Raw genomic sequence first — 11,926 nt, forward strand, 5'->3', positions numbered from 1 at the left:
AGCAACATGGAAAAAATAGGTGTAGGCATTGTAGGATTTGGATTTTCTAGTACAACATTTCACATCCCATTATTACAAACGATAGAAGAATATGATATTCGTGCTATTTTATCTTCAAAAGAAGAACTAGTGAGGCAAGCATTACCAAATGCTGAAGTTGTTGGCACAATTGAGGAATTAGTAAATCGTGCTGATATTGACTTAGTGGTCATTACTTCACCGAATACAACTCATTTTCCATATGTAAAAGAAGCAATTTTACATGGTAAGCATGTAGTTGTGGAGAAGCCATTCGTTGTTTCAATTGAAGAAGGCGAAGAACTAATTTCATTAGCAAAACAACATAATGTGGTGTTAAGCGTGTATCATAATCGCCGTTTTGATAATGATTTCTTAACGATAAAGAAATTGTTAGAAGAAAATAGAATAGGGAATCTATACGCATATGAAGCGCATTTCGATCGTTTTCGCCCGAATGTACGTGATCGCTGGAGAGAAAAGAATTTACCAGGATCAGGTATACTGTATGATTTAGGATCGCATTTAATTGACCAAGCATTATCATTATTTGGGAAACCAGATGCGATAAGTGCAGATGTAATCAAACAACGACCAGGTGCAGAAATTGATGATTACTTCCATGTTATACTTCACTACGGTGTTAAACGTGTCACTTTACATAGTAGCAGTTACGTAAAGCAAGAAGGTCCACACTTTACACTGCATGGAGATAAAGGTTCTATCGTGAAATACGGTATGGATTCACAGGAAGAACAATTAAAAAATGGAATGAAGCCAGGCGATAACGGTTATGGATTAGATGCTGAAGAGAATTTTGCTACTTTACATACGGAAGAAAAGCTAGAGCGTATTCCAACAGAAGTTGGCTGTTATGACATGTATTATAAAGGTGTAAGAGATAGTATAGTAAATGGTGAGAAACCACCTGTAACAGCACAAGAAGGCTTAGAAGTTATTCGACTTATTCAATTAGCGATTGAAAGTAGTGAAACCGGTAGAGTCATCACTGTAAAGTAAAAAAGACACGAATTTCGTGTCTTTTTTATTAGGAATATGTGAATATGGATAATTATTTAGTTTAATCGTTTGTCATACATTAACTGGATTTGTATGCCGTAAGGATCTTCAATAATCCCATATGCTTCACTAAATATATTTTTTTCTAGCGGAGAGATTATCCTCACATGCTTATCGGAAATTAAATTAGTATAAAACCTTTGTATTTCTTCTAAATTAGCGCTTTGAATGCAAAGTGACATGTTATTTCCAACGTTATAACGTTCATTAGGCTTCATTGTATCTTCTGCTATCATTAGCTTTGTATTCCCAATTTGTAAAACAGAGTGAGCAATATGATCTTTATTTTCACTTGTAATTTTAAAAGAACTATCTCTTTTGGCCAGTTCTCCATACGTAACAATCATTAACTGCGTAGCTTCTAAATTACGTGTGTAAAAATTAATTGCCTCCTTTGCTTGCCCATTCATTGAAAGAAAAATAGCTATTTCTAATGTCATAAATATATAACTCCTTTCTTAGTTAATAATTATAATATAGACTAAAAAGGTTTCAATACATGACACCTTTTTAGGAGGGAAATATGAAAAAAACGGAACGAATAAATGATATGCTTATTTTCTTGAATAATAAAAGATATTTTAATTTAAAAGATTTAATGGCTAGATATGATATTTCTAAAAGTACCGCGTTGCGAGATATTCAATCATTGGAAGAAATAGGTGTACCAATATATTCCGAACTGGGTAGAAATGGAAGTTATAAAATTATAGAAAATAGTGTGTTATCGCCAATTTATTTTAGTGTGGATGAAATGTATGCGTTATACTTTTCGATTCTTACGCTAAATGGATACAAGACAAAACCATTTAATGTAGAAAGTATTGCGCTTGAAAATAAATTTAAACATGTATTACCTGATAATGTGCGTAAAAATATTTCAATTATGGAACGAACGCTTTCTTTTGAAGTAACAAATCATAGTAATTTTAGTCCGTTCTTAAAAGAAATTTTGCAGGGGATTTTTGCTGAGCGAGTTTATCATGTAACATATTTAAAAAAAGATGAGGAGAAAGCCTTGGTCGCACAATTTATTCGAATAGAATCTAAATTTGGCCAGTGGTATGCTAAAATCTTTAATTTTGAGACAAATCATGTTCAAATAATTAGATGTGATAAAATTCTTTCTATTGTGGAAACAAGTAATATTCATCCAAAAAATCTTGAAGAATTATTAAGTTATCTTACTAATTTTCACAGGAAGCCTGATGCAACGGATTTTAGTGTCATTGTTAATCAAAAAGGAAAAGACATTTTTGATAAAGAGAATTACCCTTCCATGAGGATGCAAAAGAAAAATGAAAATTATATTATAACAGGCTATTTTAATAAACAAGAAGTTGATTTTATCTCGAACTATTTTCTGAATTTCGGTGAAACGATTATCTCGATTCAGCCTGTTATGCTAAAAGAGTTAATCTATAATAAGGTGTTATCTATAAAGCAGCATTTAACTTCTTTAAGATAAAGTTAGTTTTAGCTATTTATTTGATATGAAAAAGCCCTTGAGATTTAAATATCCAAAGGGCTTTTTGGGGATTTTACTTGTTTTTAGAAACAATTATTTTTCAGGGACGGACAGTCCATAAAAGAACATCGTAACGATATCTTGTATATGTTTTTCACGATCTCCTTCAAGAAGCTGAGCCCCGAAATCATCACCTAGTTTAGTGAACATTTGAATGTATAGTAACATCATTTCTTTAGTAAGGTGAGGGTTAATTTCATTTTTTTGCTGTGCTTGTTCTAATATTTCTAAATACCAAGGCAAGATTTTTTCGTTTTGATAACTATAAATAAACTCTCGGAGCTCTTCATCTCTTTGCATCATTTGTAGTAACATATCCGGCTGAAATAACCCACCAGTATTCATTTTTCTTACAATCATTTTTTGCATTATCTCATGAAAAGGTAATTTGTCCTCTGCAAGATCTTTATAATATTGAAATTCAGATATGATAAATTCTTGTATAAGTTCTCTAAATAACGCATCTTTACTTCCGAAATGATTATAAATGGTAACTTGAGAAACGTTTGCTTCTTTTGCAATATGTTCTATTTTCACTTCATTAAATCCACGTTCTGAAAATAATAAGAAGGCTGCCTCTTTAATGGCACGTTTTTTCTTTTCTTTCACTTTTTCAAAGCCGTTCAATGCAATCACCTCAATTAAAATATACAAGAAAAATTAATGGAAAACAATAATTTTGAAATATGGACATATAAATATTTCAAAAAGTTGTTGCGAATATGAAAGATGAGGAGTACAATAATTTTGAAATATCACATATTAAATATTTCAAAAAATGAGGTGGAATTATGATTTCAGTTCAAAATGTCACAAAACAGTTTTCAAATGGAAAAGGTTTGTTTCATATTACATTTGATGTAAAAGAAGGGGAAGTATTTGGTTACTTAGGACCAAATGGTGCTGGGAAATCCACAACCATTCGTAATTTAATGGGATTTATAAAACCGACAGCTGGTAAAGCGACAATTTTTGGATTAGATTGTTGGAATGAAGCGGCGAAAATCCAAAGGAAAGTTGGTTATCTGCCAGGTGAAATTTCTTTTATTGAAGGAATGAACGGATTAGATTTTTTAAAGTTAATGCAAGGAATGCGCGGGTTAAAGGATACGAAAAGACAAGATGAATTAATAGAACGTCTACAATTTGATGTGAAAACACCGATTCGAAAAATGTCTAAAGGAATGAAGCAAAAAGTAGGAATTGTTGCTGCTTTTATGCATGATCCGGAAGTGTTAATTTTAGATGAACCAACATCAGGACTCGATCCACTTATGCAGCAAGTTTTTATAGATTTAATAATAGAAGAAAAGCAAAGAGGAAAAACAATTCTTATGTCGTCGCATATTTTTACTGAAATTGAACGTACATGTGACCGAGTAGCGATTATTAAAGATGGTCGCCTTGTAACGGTTGAAAATATTCATGATTTACAAAGTATGAGACGACAAGTGATAGATGTAACCGTATCATCAGAGGAAGAGATTGAATCTCTTACACAATGTAATTTGCAATTTGAAGCGGTAAAAGGTAGAGAGGCATCGATTATTGTGCAAGGAAACTATCAAAATGTTTTACAAACACTTTCAAACTATAATGTAACGGCGCTTCAAACGAGAGCAATGGATTTAGAACATTTATTTATGCATTATTACGATAAGAAAGAAGGGGTAAAGCATGAATAAGCAATTGTTTTTAGCTAGTTTGAAAGAAACACAAAAAAGTATTTTGAGTTATGCAACTGGTGCAGCTCTATATTTATGGTTATTAATTTGGATCTTCCCTTCAATGGTATCAGCGAAAGGGTTAAATGAATTAATAAGTGCTATGCCTGATAGTGTGAAAAAAATTGTTGGAATGGAAAGTCCGATTCAAAACGTAATGGATTTTTTAGCTGGCGAATATTATAGTCTATTGTTTATTATCATATTAACAATTTTTTGTGTAACAGTTGCAACGCATTTAATTGCTCGTCATGTAGATAAAGGAGCGATGGCATACTTGCTAGCAACACCTGTATCTAGAGTGCAAATTGCAATCACGCAAGCGGTTATTCTCGTATTAGGGCTACTAATCATAGTAACTGTTACGTATGTAGCGGGTATAGTAGGTGCAGAGTGGTTTTTAGAAGATAATAACTTAAATAAAGAATTATTCCTGAAGATAAATATAGTGGGTGGGTTAATATTTTTAGTCGTTAGTGCGTATTCATTTTTCTTTTCTTGTATATGTAATGACGAAAGAAAGGCACTTAGCTACTCAGCAAGTTTAACTATTTTATTTTTCGTAATGGACATGGTAGGTAAATTAAGCGATAAGTTAGAGTGGATGAGAAATATATCATTATTTACGCTATTTCGTCCGAAAGAAATTGCTGAGGGAACGTATAATATATGGCCAGTGAGTATAGGTTTAACTGCTGGAGCCCTTTGTATTTTCATAGTAGCAATTGTAGTGTTTAGGAAGAGGGATTTACCGTTATAAAGTAGAAAGTCCACTGATAGAGTGGGCTTTTTTTGATGAGGAGGAAACGAATGAATCATTTGTTCCGGGTTAAGCTATATGTAAATGATATTGAGAAGTCATTATTGTTTTATGAAGAAGTAACTGGTTTACAGTTGTATAAAAGAAGTATGCATGCAGCACGCTTTAATCACGATCAGTTTTCTCTGTTACTAGCTACTGATTCAACATTGAGTGAAAATCACTATTTTTACAATCGAAAAGACATGAAGGGGAATGGCTTTGAACTAATTATTGTTGTCAATCGGATTGAAGAAGTATATGAACGTTGTAAAGAGAAGCGATGCACAATACAAGAAGAAATTCAAACTTATCCGTGGGAGATGCGGGGATTTAAAGTTGTCGATCCAGATGGATATTTCCTTAGAATTACATCTGAGTAAAGGTAAACATGAAGAATGTTTACCTTTTTTTATGGAAATATTCAAAAAAATGAACCTTTTTCTAGGCTCATCCGTCTAATACATGTAAAGTTAAATTTGAAGTGAGGATGAAACAGGAGGAGCAATTGTGAAAGTAATCCCTTTATATAAAATGATTGTAAAAGAAGAAACCGATGTTTCTTTAGCGAAAAAAGGTGATCATGAAGCGTTTATGGCGCTTATACATACAGAAAAAGTGAAGATGTATCGCATTGCAAAGGCTATGTTACGCGATGAGACAAATATAGAGGATGCGATACAGGCAACAATTTTAAAAGCCTATGAAAATATAAAAAAATTAAAGAAAGAAGAGTTTTTTCAAACTTGGTTAATTCGAATTTTGATAAATGAGTGTAACAACATTATTAGATCATACAAAAAGATAATGGTAATAGAAGAAAATGATTACAATATGAGTGCTTATGATCAGTATGAAGATATAGATTTGTGTAATGCGATTCAATCATTACATGAAGAGTTAAGAGCTGTTACGGTGCTTTTTTATTATGAAGATATGAATCAAGAAAGTATAGCGAAGCTTTTAGAAGTGCCAAAAGGAACAGTGAAATCGAGATTGGCACGCGCGAGGGAACAATTGCAAAAGCGATTAAAGATGGAATAGGGGGTGTATAGGATGGATAACGAAAAATTATTTGATGAGAAAATAAAAAAGAGAATAAAAGAAGAGAATGTTATAGTACCACCAGAGTTAAATGAAAAGATTAATCGTACACTACATAATCTTCCGGTAAAAAAGAAAGGTTACAAAGTTTATATGATGGCTATAAGTGCTGCGGTTCTAACACTGTCCATTGTGTCTATGTCGGAGTTTTCTGATCAAATTTTTGCTCAAAATGGTGGGGTATTTGAATATGTAAAGAAAAAGGCGTTTTCTGATTATGAAAATGAAGAAGAAATAAAATCGAACGTAAACTATCCAGATAAAGAAAAGATTCATGAAAAGATGCTGGATTCCATTGATCATTTTAAAAATATTTCAGGACAATTTGAGGAATATTCTAGTTCGTCAAGAATTGCTACAACATACAAATATGCGATTGATACGGAGCAACAAAGAGGTATCTCTTCGAAAGAAGATAAGCTAACGAAAAAACGAACAATTATATATAACGAGGGCAAGAAAAAAGAATTTGATGATGAGAAGTATACATATAGAGAGACAAAATGGAGCCCGAAGGAAAGAAACTATGAACTATTAAAATTAAATCCTACGGAAAGATTATTGAGAAAATCAGGTGAAAAGAAACGATATGATGACGAATATGTGGGATTTGCGAAGTATAGTATGCAATCAGAATTTGCTGAGCTATTAATTCGATATAAAGATTGGAATTATAAAGAAACGAAGTATCTTGGACTTGATTGCTACAAAATAGAAGGGACAATAAACATAGAAATGCCTGTAAGTACATCTGAAGATTTAAGAGGGAAATTTGAAATGGTTGTAGAGAAAAATACGGGGATTATGCTAAAGTTCCTTAGTTTCCACGAAGGTATGATTCAATATTCGATTACGACTGAATGGATACAAATAAATAAAGGATTGAAAGAGAATGTATTTCAAAAGGATAGCGCTAAGTATGAAAAATTGAAAAACATATTAGATGAATAGAAAACGGGGGGGAAATATATGGAGAATACCTCTTCTTCAAGAGAAAAGAAAAATAAAAGAAAATATAAGAAGACAATGATAATAAGTGTATTGTTAGTAGTATTACTATTTGGCGGAGTGGGATATGGTGCTTATGTGTATATGAAAACTTCTAATCTCGTACAAAAGTCTAGTTTAAATTTAGCACGTGGTGAAAAATCACATTTACGTGAGAACACCGTAAAACCAATTGCAAATAATGTTTCACTTTTAATTATGGGAATTGATGAAAATCAAGAACGACAAAAGGAGTATAATGGTGCTTTTCATACAGATGCACTACTGCTAGCTACTTTTAATAAAGATGATAAAACAGTGAAGTTAACGAGCATACCACGTGATACATATACATATGTTCCAGTTGAAAAGAAAAAAGATAAAATAACGCATGCATATGGAAGTGGTTTCGTTAAAAATGGTAAAGATGGAGGACCGCAAGCTTCAGTGGAAGCGGTAGAAAAATTGTTACAAGTACCTGTTGATTATTTTGTGAAGTTCAATTTTAATGCATTTACTAAAATTGTTGATGGATTAGATGGGATTGAAGTAAATGTCCCAGTTGAATTTACGGAGCAAAATAGTAAAGATGAGCCTGACGCAATTCATTTGAAAAAAGGACTACAAAAACTAACAGGGGAAGAAGCACTTGCACTGGCAAGAACGCGTCATATTGACAGTGATGCAATGAGAGGTCAGCGTCAACAGCTTGTTATTGAAGCGATGTTAAGTAAATTAAAAAGTGTAGGTTCGATTACGAAACTAGAAAAAATGGTTGAGGCGGTTGACGGTGATTTTAAAACAAACTTAGTAATGGATGATATTTTATCTTTTTATAAATACGGATTAAACGGTTCAGTTGAAAAGATTCAATTAGCTGGTGATGATTTATATTTACCTAACGGTCCAAATGGACAACGTGTATATTATTATAACCCTAATAAAAAAGATCTACAGAGTTTGAGTAATACGCTTAGAACACATCTAGGATTAAGTGAAAAGCAGATTGAAGAGAATTGAAGCAGGCATAATGTCTGCTTTTTTATTACGTTTAATAGTATGACATTTAAATTCAAATATTATATACTATTTTCAAGTTATGGATGATAGTATAACATAATGATGTGATTTAAGTTAAATACCAGGGGGGATATTACATAAAATACATCATTAGCAATTATTTGTGGTATTGCAGTAGGGGCAATTTGGCCTAGTGTTGGACAAGAGAAGAAGCCAATTGGTGAAACATTCATCAATATGATTAAAATGGTTATTGCACCGATAATCTTTTTAACGATTGTGCTTGGTATTGCAAGTATGGGAAGTATGAAAAAGGTAGGTCGTGTTGGTGGGAAGGCACTATTATATTTTGAAATCGTTACAACAGCGGCTTTACTTATTGGTATCATCGTAGCGAATGTTGTACGTCCCGGAGATGGATTAGATCCTTCGAAACTAAAGGGCGGAGATGTTTCACAATATGTACAAAGCGGGCAAGAAATGCAGTGGATGGATTTCTTTTTACATATTGTGCCGTCTAACATGTTTGAAGCATTTGCAAAAGGTGATATTTTACAAGTTCTGTTCTTCTCCATTTTATTCGGTGCAGGGTTAACGATGCTCGGGAAAAATGGACAACCTGTTATCGACTTTTTTGAAAGATTATCGAAAGTATTTTTTAATATTTTATCTATTGTTATGAAGTTAGCACCAGTTGGAGCATTCGGTGGAATGGCGTTTACAATTGGTAAATATGGTTTAAGTACGTTAATACCACTTGTTAAACTAATGATTTGTGTATACGACAATGGCATTATTCGTTTTTATTGTTTTAAATTTTATTTGTAAACTGTACAAATTTAGCTTGTGGAAATATTTAGCACATATTAAAGAAGAATTACTTATTGTTCTAGGGACATCATCATCAGAATCAGTACTGCCGCGAATGATGACAAAGATGGAAGACTTCGGGTGTTCTAAGCCAGTAGTAGGTTTAGTCATTCCGACAGGTTACTCTTTTAATTTAGATGGAACGACGATTTATTTATCGATGGCAACTATATTTTTAGCTCAAGTTTTTCACGTCGATCTTTCACTAGGTCAACAATTAACTATAATAGCTATTTTATTAGTTACATCTAAAGGGGCAGCAGCAGTAACAGGTGGAGGTTTTATAGTACTAGCATCTACTTTATCTGCAATGAATGTTATCCCGTTAGAAGGGTTAGCGCTATTACTTGATGTAGATCGTTTCATGTCAGAAGCACGTGCTATCGTCAATTTAATTGGTAACGGTATTGCGACTGTAGTTGTTGCAAAAAGTGAAAATGAATTTGATGAAGAGAAGTATACGAGAGTAATAGAGGAAATGAAAAAAGAGAAAATGGTCGGATAAAAAAGTCAGCAAAGCTGACTTTTTTATTTTTGTAGAAAAGAGGTTTGTTACGATATACATTATTTATTAACAATAATTTACAAGTGTTTTATAGTGGAGGGATATAAAGGTTATTAAATCAATACATAGAATTCAATGAGATATAGTGTTTCGAAAGATTATGGAATTTTTATGAATATTACTGTAAAAAAATAATTTTTTAAAAATTTTCAATAATAACACTTTACAAAACTCAAAAAATTAGTAGAATAATAGTTAATAAGAATCTTCTGATAAATATATAAAGAAAAACAGAATTATCAGAAAATTCTTAAATGAGAGCGTTAAGAATTAGGGAGGGTACAGAAAGTGAAAAAGAAAAAAATCAAAAAACTAACAGCAGTTGTAGCACCAGTTTTAGCAATGAGTATGGCATTGACAGCATGTTCTACATCAGGCGGAGATAAGAAAACAAGCACAAATTCTAGCTCTGGCGGAGATAGCAAATCAGAAGAAAAATTAGCAGCGAAACAAGTGCTAAATCGTACAGAAACAAATGAGATTCCAACAATGGATACTTCTAAAAATACTGATACATTAGGTTCTCAAATTTTAGGGAACACAATGGAAGGTTTATATCGATTAGATAAAGATAACAAACCAATCCCAGCTGCGGCAGAGTCAAGCACGAAGAGTGAGGATGGTAAAAAATATACATTCAAATTACGTAAAGATGCAAAATGGTCAAATGGTGATCCAGTAACAGCGAAAGATTTCGTATATGCATGGCAACGTTTATTAGATCCAAAAACAGCTGCTGAGTATGCATTCATTGCATTCCCAATTAAAAATGCAGAAGCGGTTAATAAAGGGGAAAAACCTGTAACTGAACTAGGAGTAAAGGCAGTAGATGACCTTACTTTAGAAGTTGAATTAGAACAAGCAGTACCATACTTCTTAAACTTAGTAGCATTCCCATCATACTATCCGTTAAATGAGAAGTTCGTAAAAGAAAAAGGAGATAAATACGGTTTAGAGTCTGATACAACAGTATATAACGGACCGTTCGTTCTTACTGATTGGAAACATGAGCAAGGCTGGAAACTAAAGAAAAACGATCAATATTGGGATAAAAAGACTGTAAAACTAGATGAAATCAATTATAGTGTAGTAAAAGAAGTAGCTACAAGAGTAAACTTATATGATACAAATGCAATTGATTTCGCGCTATTAACAGGTGAATTCGTTGATAAGTATAGAAACAATAAAGAAGAGTTTGGTTCATACTCACAAGTAAGTACTTACTTCTTACGTATGAATCAAAAACGTGGTGGACAAGATACACCGTTAAAGAGCCAAAAATTACGTGAAGCAATCGCATTATCAATCGATAAAAAGAATTTATCAAACGTTATTTTAAATGATGGATCTAAGCCTGCGGACTTCTTAGTACCGAAAGGATTAGCAACTGGACCAGACGGTAAAGACTTCCAAGAAACATTTAAAAATGGTATTAAACCAGATGCGAAAAAAGCAGCAGCTGCATGGAATGAAGCGAAAAAAGAGCTTGGGAAAGACCAAGTTACAATTGAGCTATTAAACTATGACACTGGTAATGCGAAAAAAGTTGGGGAATATGTAAAAGATCAAATTGAGAAAAACTTAAAAGGTGTAACTGTTAATATTAAACTTCAGCCATTCAAACAAAAGCTGAAATTAGAAACAGAGCAAGACTATGATATATCATTTGCTGGTTGGGGACCTGACTACGCTGACCCAATGACATTCTTAGATATGTTCCAGTCTAATCATTCTCATAACCAAATGAGCTTCGCTGATTCAAAATATGATGATATGATTAAAAAAGCTGGTGGAGAATTAATGGGTGACGCGAAGAAACGTTGGGAAGAGCTCGGAAAAGCTGAGAAATTACTTCTTGAGCAAGATGTAGCACTTGTACCTTTATACCAACGTGGTGATGCATACGTTCAAAAACCAAATGCAAAAGGCATCGTTCACCATAACATTAGCCCAGAGTATAGCTTCAAGTGGGCATACATGACTGAAAAAGATGGAAAATAATTTTTAAATAGTGGTTTTATCTTTAAGTGGATATATGCAAGTTCCTTATCTTATTCTTGCATTGAGAATCTCGCTGTCCACAATAGAAGGATAAAATAATAGAGCATTCCAAAGGTAGATTCTTTACTTTTGGAATGCTTTTTATTATGAGATTAAATGTAAAAAGTAATGAATATAAGGTTTCTATTGTGAAAAGAATAATTTTTAGAATATTTTAAAAATAACTTTAC

11 protein-coding genes and 1 pseudogene are annotated in these 11,926 nt (G+C 32.6%); 10 read left to right on the forward strand and 2 right to left on the reverse strand.

Features of this window, described 5'->3' with window-relative positions:
• The first annotated feature begins 6 nt into the window (after positions 1–6).
• Positions 7–1,038, forward strand: a complete 1,032-nt coding sequence (locus ABH961_RS14735) for an oxidoreductase (protein ID WP_048544041.1) — start codon at positions 7–9, stop codon at positions 1,036–1,038.
• Between the two features lie 56 nt (positions 1,039–1,094).
• Here the strand turns inward: ABH961_RS14735 and ABH961_RS14740 are convergent, their stop codons facing one another.
• The gene (locus ABH961_RS14740) at positions 1,095–1,538 is read right to left on the reverse strand and encodes a VOC family protein (RefSeq protein ID WP_098079631.1); all 444 of its coding nucleotides are present in this window, start codon (positions 1,536–1,538) and stop codon (positions 1,095–1,097) included.
• A gap of 83 nt (positions 1,539–1,621) precedes the next feature.
• Here ABH961_RS14740 and ABH961_RS14745 point away from each other — a divergent pair, with 83 nt between their 5' ends.
• Positions 1,622–2,566 carry a helix-turn-helix transcriptional regulator gene (locus ABH961_RS14745; protein WP_098079630.1) on the forward strand — a complete coding sequence of 315 codons (945 nt, stop codon included), beginning with the start codon at positions 1,622–1,624 and terminating at the stop codon, positions 2,564–2,566.
• 93 nt (positions 2,567–2,659) lie between these two features.
• Here the strand turns inward: ABH961_RS14745 and ABH961_RS14750 are convergent, their stop codons facing one another.
• Entirely contained in the window at positions 2,660–3,280 is a 621-nt protein-coding gene (locus ABH961_RS14750) for a TetR/AcrR family transcriptional regulator (protein WP_098079628.1), read from the reverse strand.
• 137 nt (positions 3,281–3,417) lie between these two features.
• On the opposite strand from ABH961_RS14750, the gene ABH961_RS14755 reads away from it, so the two are divergent.
• The 8 genes and pseudogenes from ABH961_RS14755 (at position 3,418) to ABH961_RS14790 (ending at position 11,696) form a co-directional block, all read left to right on the forward strand.
• Entirely contained in the window at positions 3,418–4,311 is an 894-nt protein-coding gene (locus tag ABH961_RS14755; protein WP_098048240.1) for an ABC transporter ATP-binding protein, read from the forward strand.
• A complete protein-coding gene (locus ABH961_RS14760) occupies positions 4,304–5,110 on the forward strand; it encodes an ABC transporter permease subunit (protein ID WP_098068981.1) in 807 nt (268 codons plus the stop codon). Before ABH961_RS14755 ends, ABH961_RS14760 begins: the two co-directional genes overlap by 8 nt.
• A 50-nt stretch (positions 5,111–5,160) precedes the next feature.
• Complete coding sequence (locus tag ABH961_RS14765; protein ID WP_098068980.1) at positions 5,161–5,532, forward strand: VOC family protein; 372 nt, start codon at positions 5,161–5,163, stop codon at positions 5,530–5,532.
• A 127-nt stretch (positions 5,533–5,659) separates the two neighbouring features.
• On the forward strand, positions 5,660–6,193 hold the full coding sequence (locus ABH961_RS14770) for a sigma-70 family RNA polymerase sigma factor (protein WP_098642780.1): 534 nt from the start codon (positions 5,660–5,662) through the stop codon (positions 6,191–6,193).
• Between the two features lie 12 nt (positions 6,194–6,205).
• The gene (locus ABH961_RS14775) at positions 6,206–7,204 is read left to right on the forward strand and encodes a hypothetical protein (RefSeq protein ID WP_048544025.1); all 999 of its coding nucleotides are present in this window, start codon (positions 6,206–6,208) and stop codon (positions 7,202–7,204) included.
• An 18-nt stretch (positions 7,205–7,222) separates the two neighbouring features.
• Positions 7,223–8,260: an LCP family protein gene (locus ABH961_RS14780; protein WP_098630860.1), complete on the forward strand. Its 1,038-nt coding sequence runs from the start codon at positions 7,223–7,225 to the stop codon at positions 8,258–8,260.
• Between the two features lie 156 nt (positions 8,261–8,416).
• Positions 8,417–9,635 (forward strand): annotated as a pseudogene (locus tag ABH961_RS14785) (dicarboxylate/amino acid:cation symporter).
• Between the two features lie 348 nt (positions 9,636–9,983).
• Positions 9,984–11,696, forward strand: coding sequence for a peptide ABC transporter substrate-binding protein (locus ABH961_RS14790; RefSeq protein WP_098079622.1), 1,713 nt, complete (start codon positions 9,984–9,986; stop codon positions 11,694–11,696).
• The last annotated feature ends 230 nt before the right edge of the window (positions 11,697–11,926 follow it).

It is taken from the genome of Bacillus sp. RC251 (genome assembly GCF_044908765.1).
GTDB classification, from domain to species: domain Bacteria; phylum Bacillota; class Bacilli; order Bacillales; family Bacillaceae_G; genus Bacillus_A; species Bacillus_A wiedmannii.

Coding starts and splice junctions, on each gene's coding strand:
- ABH961_RS14735 (WP_048544041.1), top strand. CDS start 7: ATGGAAAAAATAGGTGTAGGCATTGTAGGATTTGGATTTTCTAGTACA.
- ABH961_RS14740 (WP_098079631.1), bottom strand. CDS start 1,538: ATGACATTAGAAATAGCTATTTTTCTTTCAATGAATGGGCAAGCAAAG.
- ABH961_RS14745 (WP_098079630.1), top strand. CDS start 1,622: ATGAAAAAAACGGAACGAATAAATGATATGCTTATTTTCTTGAATAAT.
- ABH961_RS14755 (WP_098048240.1), top strand. CDS start 3,418: ATGATTTCAGTTCAAAATGTCACAAAACAGTTTTCAAATGGAAAAGGT.
- ABH961_RS14760 (WP_098068981.1), top strand. CDS start 4,304: ATGAATAAGCAATTGTTTTTAGCTAGTTTGAAAGAAACACAAAAAAGT.
- ABH961_RS14765 (WP_098068980.1), top strand. CDS start 5,161: ATGAATCATTTGTTCCGGGTTAAGCTATATGTAAATGATATTGAGAAG.
- ABH961_RS14775 (WP_048544025.1), top strand. CDS start 6,206: ATGGATAACGAAAAATTATTTGATGAGAAAATAAAAAAGAGAATAAAA.
- ABH961_RS14780 (WP_098630860.1), top strand. CDS start 7,223: ATGGAGAATACCTCTTCTTCAAGAGAAAAGAAAAATAAAAGAAAATAT.